We start from the raw sequence: 17,307 nt of genomic DNA, 5'->3' as shown, positions 1-17,307 counted from the left end.
GCAGGTCAGGACAGGGCGGTCGGGAGCGGGGCCGAGTGGAGGGCCGTCAGGCCCGAGACCGCGCGGGTGAGGCAGACGTAGAGGCGGCGCAGGCCCGTCCGCTCGTCCGGCTCGCCGTCCACGATCGCCGCGGGCTCGTCCAGGACCACGTAGTCGTACTCCAGACCCTTCGCCAGCGACGCCGGCACCAGCGTCAGCCGGGACTTCGCGGTCGTCTCCTCACCGGGCGACAGGTACGGCAGCCCGGCTGCCAGCAGGGCATCCGCCAGCACCGGGATCCGCGCGTCCGCCGCGATCAGCCCGATCGATCCCTCGTGCGCCAAGGAGTCACGGCACGCGGCGACCACCGCCGCCGTCAGGCCGTCCGCCCGGGCCTTCGCGATCCGCAGGGAGCCCGGCGTCTCGCGGACCGAGGAGACCGGCGCCAGGCCCGGGGAGATCGACGGCAGCAGCCGCGAGGCGTACGCGATCACCTCGCGCGGCACGCGGAAGCCCGCCGTCAGCTCCTCCAGCACCGCCTGCGGCTTGCCCAGGTGCGTGAGGGCCTCGTCCCAGCTGCGCGTGGCCCACGGGGTGGTGCCCTGCGCGAGGTCGCCGAGGACCGTCGCCGAGCCGGTGGTGCAGCGCCGCCCCACCGCCCGGTACTGCATCGGCGACAGGTCCTGCGCCTCGTCGAGGACCACGTGGCCCAGCGAATGCGTCCGCTCCACCAGGTCCGTGGCCTCGTCGATCAGGACCAGGTCCGCCGCCGACCACTTCGCCGACTTCACGCTGCGGAACGGCTTCGGCCACAGCAGGAGCTTCTGCTCGTCCTCGGTGAGCACATCCGCCGCGTGCAGCGCGAGGAACTCGGGGTCGGACAGCAGGCGCAGCACCAGCTTCGCCGGTTCGACGGCCGGCCAGATCGCCTTGACCGCCGCCTTCACCGCCGCGTTGCGGGCCACCGCGTCCTGCACCCGGTCGTCCGGAGCCTCGCCCGCCTGCTCCATCCGTACGAGCACCGCGTGCGCGATGCGCTGCGGCAGGGCCGCGCGGGCGGCGCCGTAGCGGATGTCGCGCTTCTGCAGTTCCTCGACCATCTCCTCCAGCTCGTACGCGGGCACCCGCCAGCGGCGCGAGCCGCGGACCACCATCAGCGGCTCCGTCGGACGGCTGACGTGCGAGCGGACCGCGCGGCCGAGTACCTCCGCCATCCGGGCGTCGCCCTTGACCACGGCGGTTTCGGCGGCGTCCGTGCCGCGTACCTCCAGGCCGTCCTGGGCCACCAGGTCGTCGACGGTGGCCTGCTTGACCTCCAGCTCGCCCAGGGCCGGCAGGACCTGCTCGATGTAGTGCAGGAAGGAACGGTTCGGCCCGATGACGAGCGTGCCCGTGCGGGCGAGGCGGTCGCGGTGCGCGTAGAGCAGGTACGCGACGCGGTGCAGGCCGACCGCGGTCTTGCCGGTGCCGGGGCCGCCCTGCACGCAGACGGAACCGGACAGGCCGGAACGCACGATCTCGTCCTGCTCGGGCTGGATCGTCGCGACGATGTCCCGCATGGGGCCCACGCGCGGGCGCTCGATCTCCTGCTGGAGCAGCTTGCTGACCGCGGCCGCCTCGGCCGGGTCGGACAGGTGCTCGTCCTCGTACGCCGTCAGCTCGCCGCCCGTGTAGCCGAAGCGGCGGCGCAGCGCGATGTCCTGCGGGTCGGTCTTGGAGGCGCGGTAGAACGGCTGGGAGACGGGCGCGCGCCAGTCGATGACCATCGGGTCGCCGTCGGCGTCGTGGACGTGGCGGCGGCCGATGTAGAACTGCTCGCCCTCCGCGCCCTCGGCGAGTTCCGCGCCGGGTGCGTGCAGGTAGTTCAGACGGCCGAAGAAGAGCGGGGTGTGGGCGAGGTCGGCGAGAGCCTTGATGCGGTCGTCGATCTGGGCCTGGAGGACGATCGCGTTGACCCAGTTCGCGGTGACGTCGCGGATGTCGAGGGCCTCGACGTCCTCGCGCATGGCGCGCAGGGCGGAGCGGGAGGCGGTCAGGTGGGCGCGTTCGCGGCCCAGCGGATCGGCGGGCGCGGTCGGGTCGTCGTGCGTGGTCTCGGGGGCGTGCGCGGGCACGGGACTGCCTCCAGCTGCTGGGTGCGGAACAGATGGCCCGCCGGTTTCCGGCCGGAGGGCGGCTCTCCCCGGTGAGGCGGTGGGAGGCGGCAAGAGCGGAGATTCTAGCCACCGGGGCGGGGCCGCGCTAACGCATTACGCGGCGCGGATCACGGGACGTGCAGGGAGGAGACGAGCCGCTCGTGCATCTCCTCCACGGTCTTCCGGTTCTCCGCGGGACCGATGGTGATCGCCATGACGAGATGGTCGTCGTCGGAGACGATGCGGATGAAGCCGGCCTCGGGGGCGGCGCCGCCGCTGCTGGAGAGGCGTGCGTCGAGGGCCGGGCGGCCGTCGGCCGTCGTCCTGCGGACCTGGCTGCTGGTCAAAGTGCCGTCGTCGTCCTCGGGCTGGTTGTAGGCGATGAGGAAGCCCTTGAGGTTGTCCTCCAGGGCGAACCGGTCGCCCGGCATGTCGTGGACGGTGAAGCCGGCGGCGCCGTCCTGCGGGACCTCCACGCCGTAGGCGCGGAAATCGACCGTCTCGTCGCCGACGGGGACGGAGGACCTGTGGACCCGGGCCGTTCCGGGGAGGTTGGTCGTGATGCCGCTGGGGGGATCGGTGGTCTTCACCCAGTTCCCGGCGGGTTCCGTGGGCGGCGGGGGCGCGAGCGCGAGCCCGTGCCTGGCGGCCGCGCAGGCGGGGGCCGGGGCGGCGGACGCACCGGCGGACGGCAGCAGACCCGCTGTGACCAGGGCTGTCGACGCGCAGAGCAGTGCGAGGCGCCGCGTCCGGGAACGGTGGGTCATGCGGATCACTCCCTGGCGTGGTCGCCTGTACCGCGGACCTTCCCAGCGTCGGTCCCGTTCGGCCCGCATGCATCCGGACGGGTGTCATACCGCGGAGCGTCAGACCTCAGTACGGCCCTTAGGGGGCGTCATGCGACGGGAGGAGGACCCGGGAGGCCGTGAAGTTCCCTCCCGGGAGCGATGTGCGGGCCCGGCGCGAAAACGCACCATGGATTCATGAGCCCCGCAACCTTCGACCCGATCCAGGGCAGCCGTCCCAGCGGCGCCGACTCCGACTCACGCCCGCGCCCCGGCCTCAGCGGCATGCTGCGCGCGGTCAAGATCTTCGCGGCGACCGCCGTCAGCGTCGTCGTCCTCGGTGACTACGCCGAGGACGCCGGCGTCATACGTCACTGAACCGCCGGGCCCGCACAGCGCATCCACTGATCCACTAGGGTCACGCGGGTGACCCGGAGCCCCGTTCCCAGCCGCTCGCCGTCGTTCCTCGCCGGTGCGCTGCTGACCGGCTCGCTGCTGATGCTGGGCGTGCTCTGCATTGCCCTGCGCATCCCGGTGGCCGACGCTCTGGTCCAGGGGTTCTCCGCCGCCGAGTGGGAGCCGACCGCCACGTACCCGCCCTTCGCGGCGATCCTGTTCACACCGGCCGCATGGCTGCCGACGGGCGCGCTGAAGGCCGTCCTCGTCCTCGGCAACGCCGGCCTGCTCGCCCTGCTGATCACGCTGTCCTGCCGCCTCGCGGGACTGCGGTCCCGGCCCGGGCCCGTGCTGGCCGCGACCATCGCCGGACTGTGGCTGCAACCGCTGTTCCAGGGGCCGCTCGCCGGCCAGATCAACCTGGCGCTCGCCTGCCTGGTCCTGTGGGACCTCGCCCGGCCCCGTTCGGCGCTCGGCAAGGGCTTCGCGCTGGGCATCGCCGCCGGGATCACCCTCGCCCCGGCGGCCATCGCCGCCTATCTCCTGCTGACCCGCCGCGTCCGCGCCGGGCTCACGGCGCTGGCGGCCTCGGCCGGTACCGCCCTGCTCGGGCTGCTGGTCCTCCCGGAGGCCTCCGCAGAGTTCTGGACCCGGCACCTGCCCGAGGCGGCCCGGGTCCTCGTGCTGGACTGGCCGCCCCTGTGGGTCTGGTGCGCTCCCTTACTCGCCGTCCTGACGGCCAGGGCCTGCCGCGGTCAGTCGCTCGCCAGCAGCTCGTCGGCGTCCATGATCCGGTAGGCGTACCCCTGCTCGGCGAGGAACCGCTGGCGGTGCGCCGCGAAGTCCTGGTCGATCGTGTCGCGCGCGACGACCGAGTAGAAGCGCGCCTCGTGGCCGTCCGCCTTCGGCCGCAGCACGCGGCCCAGACGCTGGGCCTCCTCCTGGCGGGAGCCGAAGGTGCCCGACACCTGGATGGCGACGGTGGCCTCGGGCAGGTCGATGGAGAAGTTCGCGACCTTCGAGACGACCAGCACGCTGATCTCGCCCTCGCGGAAGGCGTTGAAGAGCTTCTCGCGCTGTGCGTTGGAGGTCTCGCCCTTGATGACGGGGGCGTCCAGGTGCTCGCCCAGCTCGTCGAGCTGGTCGATGTACTGCCCGATGACCAGGGTCTGCTCGCCGCGGTGCTTGGCGACGAGCGCCTCGGTGACCTTGCGCTTGGTCGCCGTCGTCGCGCAGAAGCGGTACTTCTCCTCGGTCTCGGCGGTCGCGTAGGCGAGCCGCTCCGACTCGGTCAGATTGACCCGGACCTCCACGCAGTCGGCGGGCGCGATGTAGCCCTGCGCCTCGATCTCCTTCCACGGGGCGTCGAACCGCTTCGGCCCGATGAGCGAGAACACGTCCGACTCCCGCCCGTCCTCGCGCACCAGCGTCGCGGTCAGGCCGAGCCGGCGCCGCGCCTGCAGGTCGGCGGTGAACTTGAAGACCGGCGCGGGCAGCAGGTGCACCTCGTCGTAGACGATCAGGCCCCAGTCCCGGGAGTCGAAGAGCTCCAGGTGCGGGTAGACGCCCTTCCGCTTGGTCGTCAGGACCTGGTACGTGGCGATGGTGACGGGCCGGATCTCCTTGCGGGTGCCGGAGTACTCACCGATCTCGTCCTCGGTCAGGGAGGTCCGCTTGACCAGCTCGTGCTTCCACTGGCGGGCCGAGACGGTGTTCGTCACCAGGATCAGCGTCGTCGCCTTGGCCATCGCCATGGCCCCGGCACCGACCAGCGTCTTGCCGGCGCCGCAGGGCAGTACGACCACACCGGAGCCGCCGTGCCAGAAGCCCTCGACGGCCTGCTGCTGGTACGGGCGCAGTGCCCAGCCGTCCTCGGCCAGTTCGATCGGGTGGGCCTCGCCGTCCACGTACCCGGCGAGGTCCTCGGCCGGCCAGCCCAGCTTGAGCAGGGTCTGCTTGATCTGGCCGCGTTCGGAGGGGTGCACGGCCACGGTGTCGGCGTCGAGCCGCGCGCCGACGAGCGGGGCGACCTTCTTGGACCGCAGGATCTCCTCCAGCACCGGACGGTCGGTGCTCGTCAGCACCAGTCCGTGTACGGGGTGCTTGGAGAGGGTCAGGCGGCCGTAGCGCGCCATGGTCTCGGCGACGTCGACGAGGAGCGCGTGCGGGACGGGGTAGCGGGAGTACTCGACGAGCGCGTCGACGACCTGCTCGGCGTCGTGGCCGGCGGCGCGGGCGTTCCACAGGCCGAGCGGGGTGATCCGGTAGGTGTGGATGTGCTCGGGGGCCCGCTCCAGCTCTGCGAAGGGAGCGATGGCCCGCCGGGCGGCTCCGGCGAGCTCGTGGTCGACTTCGAGAAGGAGGGTCTTGTCGCTCTGGACGATGAGTGGACCATTCACGCGCGGCGCCCCGTTTCATTCAGGTCAAACCTCCAGTGTGCCGTACGGCGCGGAGGCTGGGAACACGGCGCTTCGGCGGGTCAGCGGCCCAGGCCGTCCAGGAGCAGGGCGAGGCCGCCGTGGAACTCGCGGTCCGGGGTGAGCGAGCGGGCGCCGAGGGCGGCCTCGGTCATGTACGGGAACTCCTCCGCCGGGAGTTCGGCGATCGCGGCGGTGCCGGCACCCGAGAGGGCGCCCAGGTGTTCCTGCTGGATCGCGCCGATCGCGTAGGCGAGCAGGGCCCGCAGCGCGATGATCCGCTCCTCGGGCCCGAGCCCCGCCTCGCCGAGCACGCCGAGGACGGTCTCGCCCCAGCGCATCACGCCCAGGGAGCGGTGCCGGTGGCTCATGGTGAGCGGCAGCACGGCGGGGTGCGCGCCGACGGTGTCCCGCATCCGGTCGACGAGGAGCGTGACGCGGGCGCGCCAGGGCCCGGAGGTCAGGGGCGGCGGGGTGCTGTCGACGGCGCCGAGGACGAGTTCGACGACGAGGGCTTCGAGTTCCCCGCGGTCCGCGACGTACCGGTACAGGGCCATGGTGCTGATGCCGAGTTCGACGGCGACGGCGCGCATGGACAGTCCGGGCAGACCCTCGCGGTCGATCACGGCGAGGGCCGCGGTGGCCAGTTGGTCCGGTGTGAGTGAGCGTGGGCGCGGCATGGTGATTGACAGCGTACGACATACGCTTACGCTGTAGGTGTACGTCATACGCTTACGAAGGAGACCTCAGTGCAGCTCGACACCGGTTCCGTCGTCCGTACCCGCACCCTGACCGCCGTCGCGGACGGTGCACCCGTCGCCGTGCCGGACCCCGAGCACCTCGTGCACCTCCAGTTCCGCCGGTTCGCCGGCTGCCCCATCTGCCATCTGCACCTGCGCTCGATCGTGCGGCGGCACGCCGAGATAGAGGCCGCGGGGATCCGGGAGGTCGTGGTCTTCCACTCCGGCGCCGACGAACTGCGCGAGCACGTGGCCGAGCTGCCCTTCGCGGTGATCGCGGACCCCCGCAAGCGGCTGTACGCGGAGTTCGGCGTCGAGTCGTCCCACCGCGCCCTGCTGGCCGCGCGCGCCTGGCGGGCGATCGCCGTGGGCACCCTCGACATCCTGCGCGGCCGGGCGAAGCCGCCGGCGCTCGTCCAGGAGGGCGGACGCCTCGGGCTCCCCGCGGACTTCCTCATCGCACCGGACGGGCGCGTGCTGGCCGCCGGGTACGGGGAGCATGCGGACGACCAGTGGCCCGTGGAGAAGCTCCTGACCCTGGCGGAACGGGCCCGCACGGCCCGGCACTGATACCCGCTTCGTTCCCGGCGCGACGTAGGGCAGGTGTTCCAGGGCCGAACGGGTAGACGGAAGGGGCCGATGGGGCGGCCGTCGATGTTGCGGGCGGGCCGTCGGGGGTGGGCGTCATACGGTGGCGGTCGCTGCCAGGCGACCTCGGAACGGACCCTCATGATGCAAACAAGCTGGGACCGCACGCTCTTCAGCACCTCCTCGGCCCCTGCCACCACCGTCACCCACGACACCGGCCTGCTGCTCCTCCGGCTCGTCGTCGGCCTCAGCATGGCCGGCCACGGCACGATGAAGCTCTTCGGCTGGTTCGGCGGCCCGGGCCTCACCGCGACCGGCAAGGGCTTCACCATGGCCGGCTACCCCGCCGGGGACGCCATGGCCGTCATCGCCGGTCTCTCCGAGACCCTGGGCGGCCTCGCCCTGGCCCTCGGTCTGCTCACCCCGCTCGCCGGAGCGGCCCTGACCGGCATCTTCATCAACGTCCTCGATGTCCGGGGCCTCAGCGCCTACTTCCCGCCCAAGGGCGTGGAACTGGAAGTGGTGCTGTTCGCCGCGGTCGTCGCCCTCACCCTCACCGGGCCGGGCCGCTTCGCCGCCGACCACTACCTTCCGGTGCTGCGCGAATCCCGCCCCCGCTACTCCCTGCTGGCCCTGCTCGTGGGCGTCGTCGCGGGGTTCATCGTCGTGCTCGTCCGGGACTGATCCGGGACCGGACCGGACCGCACCGGACCGCACCGGACCGTCCCGAACCGGCCCGCTACGCGCCCAGGTGCGGCAGCGGGCCCGACGGATACGGGGTCTCAACCGGCAGCAACGCCCGCGCGGCCGCCTCGTCCCCGGAACCGAGCAGGCCGCGGATCTCCCGGGCCAGCCCGGTCACGTCACGGATGCCGACCGTCCACTCGTCCGCGTAGGCCCGGGAGGCCGGACCGGACAGGCCCAGCTGCAGCGAGCGGTACGGCAGCGGGTTCAGCCGCAGGTCGCGCTCCGGGTCCCACTGGACCCGGGTGGGCGCCCCGCGCAGGGATTCCTTCCAGGCCGCCCGGTCCGCGTGCACGCCCGGCCTGTAGTGCGACAGGCAGGCGTCACGCAGCGCCCCGTCGAAGCCCTCGCGGGTGATCTCGACCGCCAGCACCGTCTCCTGGCCGTCCTTGGTGCCCCAGCCGCAGCGGTACATCATCCACAGGAACGACGGCTTGATCCACGTCATCCGCTCCCGCTTCCAGGCCGGCGGGAAGCGGCCGTCACGGGCGGCCGGCACCCCGAGCGCGGGGGAGTAGGCCTGGTAGACGGTGATCGTGGCCGCATTGTGCGCAGCGCGGATCTGGCGGTTCGGTACGTGGTCGGACATGGGCTCAGGATGATGGCCCGCCATCCCGACGGCCATCGGTTTTCTCCTACACCTGGTCGTCCGCCAACTCCGCGACACCGGTGATCCGGTGCAGCGCGTACGTCCGTACCTCGTCCGCCGTGTGGTCGTACCCGGTGACGAAGCCGCCCTCCACCCGGACCGGCGCGATGACCCGCTGGCTCGCCGCGCCCTCCGCGTTCACATAGCCGATCCACACCGCCGACCCGGTCAGCGCGGCCGCCTGCACCGTCGCCAGGGTCTCCGCCGCGCTCGTGCGCGGGAGTTCGCCCGGTACGGCGGCGGCCGACGGCGTCGCGGGCTCCTTGCGCACCGCCGTCGCCGCCACGTCGCCCGCGCGGATCGCCCGTACGGCAGCCGCCAGCAGCGTCGCATCCGGCACCGGCGGGCCCTCCGGCACCGGTACGGGCGCCGAGCGGGCCGGGGTGCGGTGGGCATCGGCCCGCGCCACCAGCACGTCGCCGGTGCGGGACTCCGCGGCCGGCGCGTAGCCCATCGTCCGCAACCCCTCCAGCAGGACGGTCGGTTCGGCCTGCGCGGCCAGCACCGTCGGTGCGAGGCGGCGCAGCCCCAGCCCGGCCGAGCGCTTGTCGGCCAGGATCTCGCCCAGCATCGCGTCGTCGTCGCAGCGCACGTACGAGGAGGCCGCGCCGACCCGCAGGTGCCCGTGCCGCCGGGCCACGTCGTCGATCAGGTAGGCCAGCGGCTGCGGGACCGGGGTGCGGCTGTGCTCCTTGAGGAAGGCGTGCAGGTCCGCGGCCGCGTGGCCGGCGTCCAGGGCCCGGCGCACCGAGCCGGGCGTGAACCGGTACACCGTCGCCCCGCCCTTGGACTCGACGTCCGCGAGCACGGCCAGCGTGTCGCCCAGCGGGCGGCGCAGCGGGCCGGGGGCCACCGCCGTCAGGTCGGCCTGCAGCAGTATGTGGTCCACCGGCTCCGGCAGCAGCGGGGCCAGCAGCGGCGACGGATCGCGGTGTTCCAGCAGGGCCCGGCCGGGCCCGGACAGGGCGCCCCGCCCGGTCACGCCGAGGACCTCCGCCTCCTCCAGCACCCAGTGCGCGAGACGGGCCCGCAGGTCGCTCGCACCGCGTACGGGCCGCTCCCAGGCGAGCCGCGCCAGCAGGGTCTCCGGGTCGGGGGACCCGCCCTCGGGCAGGGCCCCGAGGAGCTCCAGGACGCGTCGGCGCACCTCGGGGGCGGCGGAGCGGTCGAGTTCGGGGCCGAGCGCGGACAGCGTGCGCCCCTTGGCATCCTGCTCGCCGATCAGCGGTGCGGTGCGGGTGGCGGGCAGCCAGGCCGCCGCGAGGTGCGACCAGCGCTCGGCGGGCGGCAGGTCCACCCAGTCGTCGAAGGCCGGCGTGGGCGCGTACCGCTCGTCCGCCTCCCCGTCGCTGGCCAGCAGACCGGCCGCGTAGGCCAGTTCGATCCAGAAGGCCGCCTGCGGCTCGCTCGCGTCCAGGAGGGCCGCGGTCCGCTTCAGGTCCCGTACGGAGAGCCCGCCCGCCCGCAGCACCGGCGGACCGGCGTGCTCCCAGGACTTCACCAGCTCCTCGACGGTGGCCAGCGCGGCCAGCGCCTGCCCGGCGGCGTTCGCGTCCACAAGCTGTGGACGGTGCTCGCGGTGCGCGGGCACCGTCGGGGCCTGCGGCGCGGTGTCCCGGTGCGCGAGCCCGCCGCGCAGGTGCAGCGCCACCTCGCGGGGCAGTACGACGGTCCGCGCCGTCGCGGGCAGCAGCAGCCCCCGGTCGCGCAGCCAGCGCACCGGCGGGGTCGGGTTCGGCGTCACCTCCCCGTACGGCGGCCCCCACACGAGCCGGCCCAGCACCTGGTGGGCCTCCGCGGGAGCCTCGTCCAGCAGCGCGGACATCCGCTCCGGGTCGGTGAAAAGCCCGGTCAGCGCGGTCACCGCGGACACCGGGTCGTGGGTGGCGGGCAGTCCGACGGCCGCGACGATCTCCTGCACCCGGGTCGGCGACATCCCGGCGGTGGCCTCGGCGACGGTCGGGCCCAGGCCGGTCGGGGAGGGGCGGGAGGCGGACGGGGCGAGCAGCTCCCGCGCGGTGCGCACCAGCCGCAGCCGGTCCTCGTCGCCCCACACCAGGGCCTGGTCGCGCAGGGTGGCCAGGGCGCCGGGGAGCGCGTCGCGGGCCCGTTCGTCCTCGCCGCCCGTCAGCAGCCCCTCCAGCACCGGGTACGGGCACGGGTCCGGGGCCACCGCGAGGGCCTCCGCCGTCTGCAGGGCGAACCGGTCCAGCCGGTCCAGGGCGCGCACCACCGAGGCCCGGGTCCCGGCGCGCGTGGCCAGCTGGGTCACATCGCCCGGCACCGGGCCGAGCAGGTCCGGGCGGGCGCGCAACAGGGCCGCGAGCGCCGCGTCGTCACGGGCGCGCAGCGCCTCGGCGAGTGAGCGCGGGGAGCTTCCCGCCGGGCTCCCGCCGGCGGATCCCGCCGCAGTGCTTGCCTCGGGCACAGTCGCCTCCTGGTCGCGTCGGCCGGTCAGTCGGCCGGTCCCCATCCGGTCAACGGTATCCGCTGCGCCCGCAGCAGCTCCACGGGCGCACGCGCTACCTTCGGGGCAGGGGGTAAGGGAGGAGCCTGGGCGTGGGGATCGAGAGCGACCAACTGGTCTACGAATATCTGAGCCGCGTCGGGGACTTGGCGCAACGACGGCAGCTGTCCTCCGGCGACCGGATGCGGCTGGTGTCGGGGCTGCGGGACGAGATCGACCGTCGGCGCGCCAAGTACGACCCGGACACCCCGGCCGCCGTACGCCGCATCCTGGAGCGGATCGGCACGCCCGAGGAGGTCCTGGACACCCTTGGGTCCCGGCAGGCCGCAGGCGCCGCCCCCGCCGAGCCCTCCGACGCGGGCCTGTCGGTGCCCGTCCAGCGCGCGCCGGGCCGGCTGCGCCGCCAGAACGTGCCCCCGGCGCGCCCGGCGGAGCCGGAGAACGTACCGCCGCACCTGGCCGGGCTGGACGAACTCGGCCCCTCGGGCGGGGCCGAGCCCGACTGGTGGCGGGTCGGCCCGGGGGCGTACGGGAAGGGCCCGCAGGTCGAGGGCTTCGCGGGCGGCATCGAGATCCCGGACCTTTTCGAGGAGGGACCGGAGGACGGCGAGCCGGGGCGGACGGAGGCCGGGAAGGCCGGGAAGACGGCGCCCCCGCCCGGGGAGGACGAGGGGCGCGCACGAAGCCTCGTACGGTTCCTGCGCGAGCGGCGGCGCGCGAAGAAGGAGGCCGCGGCCGCCGACCCCGGGGCAGCGGCCCCGGAGGCGGCGGGCGGCCGCCCGCGGCCGAACGCGTTCCTGCTGCTGGCGGCGGCCGTCCTGGTCGTCGGCGCGGTCACCGGGTACTGGCTGCTCCTGATCATCGGCTGGGCCCTGCCGTACGCGTCCCGCGTGCTGCGGCCGGCCGAGCGCAAGTGGGCCGTCTTCGGCCCGCCCGGTGCGGTGCTCGCGGGGGCGGTGGTGTGGCTGTGGGGCCGGATGAACGGCAAGTGGGGGGAGACCCTGGCCGACGACCAGCTGAGCGGGGCGTTGCACGGGATGTGGCCGTGGGTGCTGAGGGGGGCGGCGCTGGCGTCCGTCCTGTACCTGGTGTGGCGGGCGCGGCGGCGGTAGCCGGGGAGGGGTCAGCCGGCCGGGACCGTGCGCTGCATCTCTTCCACCGGGTCCCGGTCGGCCGCCTTGACCAGGTCGAGGAAGGCGGTGGACTTGGCGAGGTCGAGGAGCTGCTGGGCGGTGACGGGCGCCGAGGTGTTCGACTCGTCGTGCGGGCCGACGCTCAGCGAGACGCTGCTGGTGCCGTAGCGGAACCAGACCCGGGACTCGGTGACATTGCCGTTGTTGATCGGCGAGGTCCACGCGTCGGCCTCGATGCCGCCGGGCAGGGTGGCCTTCGAGCAGACCGTGCCCTTGATCTCGCGGCAGGCCTGGTGCGCGGTGCCCGGTTCGAAGGGACGCACCGAGAAGAGGATGTGGAAGGCCTTGCCGTCCTTGGTGCCCTGGTAGTGCCGCACGTTCAGGTCGATCCGCTGCACGGTGCCGACCGACGGGGGCAGCAGCTGCTGGAGCACACCGACGGCCTGGTTCTGGAAGTTCTCCTGCCGGGCCCGCTCGGCGGGCGGCAGGTCGGCCATCGACGATTCGCCCGGACTGGGTTCGAGGTGGATCGGCGGCGGCGGTCCGGAGCTCGTCGGCGGCGCGGCCACGTCGATCACCCCGGGACTTCCGGTCGCGCCCTCGTCGTCGTCGCCCGGCAGGACGAAGGCCCCGGCCAGGCCGAGGCCGGCGACGGCCAGCACCGCACCGCCGATCGCCGCCCGGACGCGCGCCCTGCGGCGCAGGCCCTGGGCGCGGGCCGGGCCCACCAGGTCCGTCATGGCGGGCAGTTCCGCGGTCGCGCGGTCCATCGCATCGCGGACGAGCAGGGCCGCGGCCCGGTCGTCCGTGTGGTCCTCATGGGTGACCATGGCGTCTCCTCAGCTCTCGGTGGCGTACATGTGGGCCTCGCCGAGCTGCGCACGCAGCTTCACCAAGGCGCGCGAACACTGGCTCTTGACGGTGCCCTCGCTGCAGCGCAGCAGCTGGGCGACGGTCTCGACGCTCAGGTCCTCCCAGTAGCGCAGGACGACCATGGCCCGGGCCCGCGGCGGGAGTTCGGCGAGCGCGGCGAGCAGGGTGATGCGGAGCTCGGCGTGCTCGGGCCGGGGCGGCGCGTCGGCGCGCGTGTGGGCCAGGAGGTCGCGCAGGCGCCGCCGCCGCTCGGCGAGGAAGGTGCGGGTCAGCACGGTTCTGGCGTACGCGTCGGGGTGGTCGGCGGCGGACACCCGCCGCCAGTGCTGGAACAGCTTCGCGAGGGTCGTCTGGGTCAGATCGCGTGCGCCGTCGGCGTTCCCGCACAGCAGGTAAGCGGTCCGGTACAGCTTGCGCTGACTGGCCCGGGCAAAGGCCTCGAATTCGTGCTCGGAGCCTGGTGGCATCCGCCCTCCCCTTCACATCGTGTCTCTCACCCCTGTCCTGAGCGCTGCCACGGGGAAAAGGTTGAGAACGAATTTCACCGGATGCGGGAGGGGCGGGGAGAAGCGGGGCCGGGCGGGGGGAAGCGGGGCCGGGCCGCGTCCGGGCCGGTCGTTCACCTGCGGGAGGCCCGCTGTCGGCGTCCCGTACGGACGGCTCGGCACAATGGCAGGTATGAACCTCACCGTCGGCTTCGACCTCGACATGACCCTCATCGATTCCCGCCCGGGCATCAGGGCCGCCTACCGGGCCCTGTCGGCCGAAACGGGGACGTTCATCGACGCCGACGCCGCGGTCACCCGGCTGGGGCCGCCGCTGGACGAGGAGCTCGCGCACTGGTTCCCGGAGTCCCGGATCCCTGCGATGGCCGACCGCTACCGGGAGATCTACCCCACCCACGCCATCGGGCCGACGCCCGCGATGCCGGGTGCCCGCGAGGCGATCGAGGCCGTCCAGGCGCTCGGCGGCCGCGCGATCGTCGTCACGGCCAAGCACGAGCCGAACGCCCGCCTGCACCTGGCGCACCTCGGCATCGAGGCCGACGCGGTCATCGGCTGGCTCTGGGCGGAGGCCAAGGCCGGTGCGCTGCGCGAGTACGGCGCGCAGGTCTACGTCGGCGACCACGTCGGCGACGTACGCGGGGCCCGTACGGCCGGCGCGCTCTCCGTGGCGGTGCCGACCGGCCCGTGCCGCGAGGAGGAGCTGCGCGAAGCGGGGGCGGACGTGGTGCTGCCCGACCTCACCGCGCTGCCGCAGTGGCTCGCGCAGTACGTCGCCGCGCAGCCCGTCTGAGCGGGGCTCCGGCTACGCCTGTGAGGCCCGGGCCGCCCTGCGCTGCGCCGAGGCCGAGCGGAGCACGCCCGCCGCGGAGATCGCGAAGCCGACGCCCATGAGCATGCACACCGCCCACGCGTACGGCGGGAACGGGTCGATGTCGAGGAAGAGCGGAGCCATGGTCGCCAGCGTCGCCACGGCCCCGGCGATGAACACGATGCCGCCGGCCTTGACGAGTCCGTCGCCGGGCCGCGCTTCGTCGGAATGAGGAGTAACAGTCACCCCACCAGGGTAGTTGCCTGGCCGAAGGCAGCCGACGGCGAAGGACCGGGGAACGTCTTGTCACCCGGCCCCTGACCATTAGCCTTGAGATGGCGGGTCACACATGGCCCGCTGCGCTGTTGTCCGGAGCCGTTCACGGCACTTCGGACCCCGACGAGCACAAGGACAGAGGACGGACGTGCCTACCGGCAAGGTCAAGTGGTTCAACAGTGAGAAGGGCTTCGGCTTTCTCTCCCGTGACGACGGCGGCGACGTCTTCGTCCACTCGTCGGTGCTCCCCGCCGGGGTGGACGCACTCAAGCCCGGCCAGCGCGTCGAGTTCGGTGTCGTCGCGGGTCAGCGCGGTGACCAGGCACTTTCTGTGACAGTACTGGACCCGGCACCCTCCGTCGCGGCGGCGCAGCGGCGCAAGCCCGACGAGCTCGCCTCGATCGTGCAGGACCTCACGACCCTCCTGGAGAACATCACCCCGATGCTCGAGCGCGGCCGCTACCCCGACAAGGTGCACGGTACGAAGATCGCCGGCCTGCTGCGCGCGGTGGCCGACCAGCTCGACGTCTGACCGGCGCCCCGTCACGCGTTGCGACTGCGCCCCGCCACTCGAAAGAGCGGCGGGGCGCGGTCGTGTCGGCGGCCGTCAGTCCTGCGGGAAGTCCAGCGAGCCGGGCGCGATGGCCGGTACCAGCCCCTCGGCCGCCGCCCGGGTCAGCAGCCCGCGCACCGCCGCGTAGCCGGGTTCGCCGAGGGCGGCGGTGAACTCGTTCACGTAGAGCCCGATGTGCTGGTCGGCGACGGCCGGGTCCAGCTCCTGGGCGTGCGCGCGGACGTACGGGCGGGAGGCCTCCGGGTCGTCCCAGGCCATCCGGACCGACGTACGCGCCGACTCGGCCAGCGTGCGCAGCCGCTCGGCGCCCAGCGAGCGCTTGGCGATGATCGCGCCGAGCGGGATCGGCAGACCGGTCGTGGACTCCCAGTGCTGACCCATGTCGGCCAGGCAGTGCAGCCCGTAGTCCTGATAGGTGAACCGGGCCTCGTGGATCACCAGGCCGGCGTCCACCCGGCCGTCGCGGACCGCCGGCATGATCTCGTGGAACGGCAGGACGACCACCTTGCCGACACCCTCCGGCAGCACGTCCGCCGCCCACAGCCGGAACAGCAGGTAGGCGGTGGAACGCTCGCTCGGCACGGCGACCGTACGCCCGGCGAGGTCGAGCCCCGGCCCGCGGGTCAGGCTGGGATCCTTCACAAGCACGAGCGGGCCGCAGCCGCGCCCCAGCGCACCGCCGCAGGGCAGCAGCGCGTACTCCTCCAGCACCCACGGCAGAATGGCGTACGACACCTTCAGCACGTCCAGCTCGCCGCGCTCGGCCATGCCGTTGGTGATGTCGATGTCCGCGAAGGTGACGTCGAGGTCGGGCGCGCCCGGGACCCTGCCGTGCGCCCACGCGTCGAAGACGAAGGTGTCGTTCGGGCAGGGCGAATAGGCGATCCTCAGCGGTTCACCGGTGGTCGTGCTCATGGCGTTCTCCCCAGTTCGCGAGTACGGGCCCCAGCACGCGGAAGCCGTCGGTGAGCGCGGTGAGCGCGTCCCCGATCCGCCAGGCGGCGCGGTCCCGCGGGCCCACGGCGTTGGACACGGCGCGGATCTCCAGTACGGGCAGCCCGTGGGCGGCGGCCGCCTCCGCGACCCCGAACCCCTCCATGGCCTCGGCCCCGGCCATCGGGTGCCGGGCGGCTAGCACGGCGGCCCGTTCGGCGGTGCCGGTGACGGTGGAGACGGTCAGCACGGGCGCGAGCAGCGCCCCGGTCGCCTCGGCGGCGCGGGCGGCGAGCTCGGCGGGCGGCAGGTGCACGCTGTGCCCGAAGCCGAGCTCCGCCACGTCGAGGAAGCCGTCGGGGGTCTCGGCCCCCAGGTCGGCGGCGACGATGGCGTCGGCGACCACGAGGGAGCCGAGCGGGGCGGCGGGCGCGAACCCGCCGCCGATGCCGGCGGAGACGACGAGCGAGTAGTCGGCGAGGGCCAGGGCGGTGGCAGCCGCCGCGGCGGCGGCCGCGGGCCCGACACCTGCGACGAGCACGTCGAGGGCGATGCCCGGAAGGTCCCGACGGTGGATGAGGTAACCGCCGGGAAGAGTGCGCGGCTCAGGACCGGGAGTGTCCGGATGAGGGGTGAGACCGGTGGTGACGGAGTCTGCCTCCGCCGCCACCGCGGTCACGACGAGCGCGCGCACGGGTGCCGCCCGGTTACTTGAGCTTGAGGTTGAAGGACCAGACGGCGAGCGGCTTGCCGTCCTCGGCGATCTGCAGGAACGCCAGCTTCTTCGAGGAGGGGGCCTCGCCCTGGCCGCCGGTGGCGAAGACGTCGGCGCCGGGGAAGCTGCGGTAGGTGTTCGAGGAGGGCTCGGTGATCGGCTGGCCGTCCAGGACCGCCGACCAGCGCCTGCCGTCCTCGACGATCTCGGGCTCGACACCGAGACGCAGCGTGTCGCCCCGGGCGTACTCGACGGTCTTGGGGTTCTTGAGGTTGGTGAGGCACTCCTGGACCTGGTCCATGGAGAGCTCCTTGCCGTCGTTGTGGCAGGAGGCTTCGGCGGACACCGACGAGGTGCCGACCGTCACGGTCGCCAGCGGTGTCGGCTTCTCGCCGCAGGCGGAGAGGAGGAGGAGCCCGGCGGACACGGCTCCGAGGGCTGCGACGCTGCGGCGGGCCCTACCCGAGAAAAGCGGTGCGGTCATGAGCCGAAGGCTATCGGGCCCCTGGGCCGCGCCGCTGCATGGGGTACCGGTGGCCTGCGGCGCGGCGCGGCGAGGCGCGGTTCGGCTCCGCCGGTTCGGCCGGGT

19 protein-coding genes are annotated in these 17,307 nt (G+C 73.7%); 7 read left to right on the top strand and 12 right to left on the bottom strand.

Features of this window, described 5'->3' with window-relative positions; all coding sequences use genetic code 11:
• Positions 1-5: 5 nt before the first annotated feature.
• Positions 6-1,985: a HelD family protein gene (locus OG444_RS17710; RefSeq protein ID WP_442810761.1), complete on the bottom strand. Its 1,980-nt coding sequence runs from the start codon at positions 1,983-1,985 to the stop codon at positions 6-8.
• 257 nt (positions 1,986-2,242) lie between these two features.
• Positions 2,243-2,881, bottom strand: coding sequence for a hypothetical protein (locus OG444_RS17705; protein ID WP_327263107.1), 639 nt, complete (start codon positions 2,879-2,881; stop codon positions 2,243-2,245).
• A gap of 216 nt (positions 2,882-3,097) precedes the next feature.
• Here OG444_RS17705 and OG444_RS17700 point away from each other — a divergent pair, with 216 nt between their 5' ends.
• Both OG444_RS17700 and OG444_RS17695 read left to right on the top strand, forming a co-directional pair.
• Complete coding sequence (locus OG444_RS17700; protein ID WP_327263106.1) at positions 3,098-3,277, top strand: hypothetical protein; 180 nt, start codon at positions 3,098-3,100, stop codon at positions 3,275-3,277.
• A gap of 48 nt (positions 3,278-3,325) precedes the next feature.
• Positions 3,326-4,093 (top strand): glycosyltransferase 87 family protein, encoded by a 768-nt coding sequence (locus OG444_RS17695; RefSeq protein ID WP_327263105.1) that lies wholly within the window; start codon positions 3,326-3,328, stop codon positions 4,091-4,093.
• Here the strand turns inward: OG444_RS17695 and OG444_RS17690 are convergent.
• Both OG444_RS17690 and OG444_RS17685 read right to left on the bottom strand, forming a co-directional pair.
• Entirely contained in the window at positions 4,051-5,694 is a 1,644-nt protein-coding gene (locus OG444_RS17690; RefSeq protein WP_189735079.1) for a DNA repair helicase XPB, read from the bottom strand. The genes OG444_RS17695 and OG444_RS17690 overlap by 43 nt on opposite strands.
• 80 nt (positions 5,695-5,774) lie before the next feature.
• The gene (locus OG444_RS17685) at positions 5,775-6,392 is read right to left on the bottom strand and encodes a TetR/AcrR family transcriptional regulator (protein WP_327263104.1); all 618 of its coding nucleotides are present in this window, start codon (positions 6,390-6,392) and stop codon (positions 5,775-5,777) included.
• 69 nt (positions 6,393-6,461) lie between these two features.
• On the opposite strand from OG444_RS17685, the gene OG444_RS17680 reads away from it, so the two are divergent.
• Positions 6,462-7,022, top strand: a complete 561-nt coding sequence (locus tag OG444_RS17680) for a peroxiredoxin-like family protein (RefSeq protein ID WP_327263103.1) — start codon at positions 6,462-6,464, stop codon at positions 7,020-7,022.
• 159 nt (positions 7,023-7,181) lie between these two features.
• Positions 7,182-7,724 (top strand): DoxX family membrane protein, encoded by a 543-nt coding sequence (locus OG444_RS17675; RefSeq protein WP_401279108.1) that lies wholly within the window; start codon positions 7,182-7,184, stop codon positions 7,722-7,724.
• 55 nt (positions 7,725-7,779) lie between these two features.
• Here OG444_RS17675 and OG444_RS17670 read toward each other — a convergent pair whose 3' ends face one another.
• The gene (locus OG444_RS17670) at positions 7,780-8,373 is read right to left on the bottom strand and encodes a DUF4291 domain-containing protein (protein ID WP_327263102.1); all 594 of its coding nucleotides are present in this window, start codon (positions 8,371-8,373) and stop codon (positions 7,780-7,782) included.
• Positions 8,374-8,419: 46 nt separating this feature from the next.
• Complete coding sequence (locus OG444_RS17665) at positions 8,420-10,906, bottom strand: helicase C-terminal domain-containing protein (protein ID WP_327263101.1); 2,487 nt, start codon at positions 10,904-10,906, stop codon at positions 8,420-8,422.
• A gap of 86 nt (positions 10,907-10,992) precedes the next feature.
• On the opposite strand from OG444_RS17665, the gene OG444_RS17660 reads away from it, so the two are divergent.
• On the top strand, positions 10,993-12,012 hold the full coding sequence (locus OG444_RS17660; protein ID WP_327263100.1) for a hypothetical protein: 1,020 nt from the start codon (positions 10,993-10,995) through the stop codon (positions 12,010-12,012).
• An 11-nt stretch (positions 12,013-12,023) separates the two neighbouring features.
• Here OG444_RS17660 and OG444_RS17655 read toward each other — a convergent pair whose 3' ends face one another.
• Both OG444_RS17655 and OG444_RS17650 read right to left on the bottom strand, forming a co-directional pair.
• Positions 12,024-12,863 (bottom strand): hypothetical protein, encoded by an 840-nt coding sequence (locus tag OG444_RS17655; RefSeq protein ID WP_327263099.1) that lies wholly within the window; start codon positions 12,861-12,863, stop codon positions 12,024-12,026.
• A gap of 9 nt (positions 12,864-12,872) precedes the next feature.
• The gene (locus tag OG444_RS17650) at positions 12,873-13,373 is read right to left on the bottom strand and encodes a SigE family RNA polymerase sigma factor (protein ID WP_327263098.1); all 501 of its coding nucleotides are present in this window, start codon (positions 13,371-13,373) and stop codon (positions 12,873-12,875) included.
• Positions 13,374-13,584: 211 nt separating this feature from the next.
• Here OG444_RS17650 and OG444_RS17645 point away from each other — a divergent pair, with 211 nt between their 5' ends.
• Positions 13,585-14,202, top strand: coding sequence for an HAD family hydrolase (locus OG444_RS17645; protein WP_327263097.1), 618 nt, complete (start codon positions 13,585-13,587; stop codon positions 14,200-14,202).
• Positions 14,203-14,214: 12 nt separating this feature from the next.
• Here OG444_RS17645 and OG444_RS17640 read toward each other — a convergent pair whose 3' ends face one another.
• Positions 14,215-14,466, bottom strand: a complete 252-nt coding sequence (locus OG444_RS17640) for a hypothetical protein (protein ID WP_327263096.1) — start codon at positions 14,464-14,466, stop codon at positions 14,215-14,217.
• A gap of 178 nt (positions 14,467-14,644) precedes the next feature.
• Here OG444_RS17640 and OG444_RS17635 point away from each other — a divergent pair, with 178 nt between their 5' ends.
• The gene (locus OG444_RS17635) at positions 14,645-15,028 is read left to right on the top strand and encodes a cold-shock protein (RefSeq protein ID WP_030012939.1); all 384 of its coding nucleotides are present in this window, start codon (positions 14,645-14,647) and stop codon (positions 15,026-15,028) included.
• Between the two features lie 75 nt (positions 15,029-15,103).
• Here the strand turns inward: OG444_RS17635 and OG444_RS17630 are convergent, their stop codons facing one another.
• From OG444_RS17630 to OG444_RS17620, 3 genes are read right to left on the bottom strand one after another with little or no spacing between them, the layout of a single operon-like run.
• Positions 15,104-15,985 carry a 1,4-dihydroxy-6-naphthoate synthase gene (locus OG444_RS17630; RefSeq protein ID WP_327263095.1) on the bottom strand — a complete coding sequence of 294 codons (882 nt, stop codon included), beginning with the start codon at positions 15,983-15,985 and terminating at the stop codon, positions 15,104-15,106.
• On the bottom strand, positions 15,966-16,697 hold the full coding sequence (locus OG444_RS17625; protein WP_327263094.1) for a futalosine hydrolase: 732 nt from the start codon (positions 16,695-16,697) through the stop codon (positions 15,966-15,968). The genes OG444_RS17630 and OG444_RS17625 overlap by 20 nt, the downstream gene beginning before the upstream one ends.
• Positions 16,698-16,710: 13 nt before the next feature.
• Positions 16,711-17,202: a DUF2771 domain-containing protein gene (locus tag OG444_RS17620; protein ID WP_327263093.1), complete on the bottom strand. Its 492-nt coding sequence runs from the start codon at positions 17,200-17,202 to the stop codon at positions 16,711-16,713.
• Positions 17,203-17,307: the final 105 nt, after the last annotated feature.

This window comes from Streptomyces sp. NBC_01232, from assembly GCF_035989885.1.
Classification (GTDB): Bacteria; Actinomycetota; Actinomycetes; order Streptomycetales; family Streptomycetaceae; genus Streptomyces.
This window is presented reverse-complemented; position numbering and strand designations above follow the sequence as displayed.

Excerpts from the sequence above, each read along its gene's own strand:
- OG444_RS17645 (WP_327263097.1), top strand. The coding sequence starts at position 13,585 with ATGAACCTCACCGTCGGCTTCGACCTCGACATGACCCTCATCGATTCC.
- OG444_RS17685 (WP_327263104.1), bottom strand. The coding sequence starts at position 6,392 with ATGCCGCGCCCACGCTCACTCACACCGGACCAACTGGCCACCGCGGCC.
- OG444_RS17655 (WP_327263099.1), bottom strand. The coding sequence starts at position 12,863 with ATGGTCACCCATGAGGACCACACGGACGACCGGGCCGCGGCCCTGCTC.
- OG444_RS17700 (WP_327263106.1), top strand. The coding sequence starts at position 3,098 with ATGAGCCCCGCAACCTTCGACCCGATCCAGGGCAGCCGTCCCAGCGGC.
- OG444_RS17670 (WP_327263102.1), bottom strand. The coding sequence starts at position 8,373 with ATGTCCGACCACGTACCGAACCGCCAGATCCGCGCTGCGCACAATGCG.
- OG444_RS17650 (WP_327263098.1), bottom strand. The coding sequence starts at position 13,373 with ATGCCACCAGGCTCCGAGCACGAATTCGAGGCCTTTGCCCGGGCCAGT.
- OG444_RS17675 (WP_401279108.1), top strand. The coding sequence starts at position 7,182 with ATGATGCAAACAAGCTGGGACCGCACGCTCTTCAGCACCTCCTCGGCC.
- OG444_RS17705 (WP_327263107.1), bottom strand. The coding sequence starts at position 2,881 with ATGACCCACCGTTCCCGGACGCGGCGCCTCGCACTGCTCTGCGCGTCG.
- OG444_RS17665 (WP_327263101.1), bottom strand. The coding sequence starts at position 10,906 with ATGGGGACCGGCCGACTGACCGGCCGACGCGACCAGGAGGCGACTGTG.
- OG444_RS17710 (WP_442810761.1), bottom strand. The coding sequence starts at position 1,985 with ATGCGCGAGGACGTCGAGGCCCTCGACATCCGCGACGTCACCGCGAAC.
- OG444_RS17620 (WP_327263093.1), bottom strand. The coding sequence starts at position 17,202 with ATGACCGCACCGCTTTTCTCGGGTAGGGCCCGCCGCAGCGTCGCAGCC.
- OG444_RS17630 (WP_327263095.1), bottom strand. The coding sequence starts at position 15,985 with ATGAGCACGACCACCGGTGAACCGCTGAGGATCGCCTATTCGCCCTGC.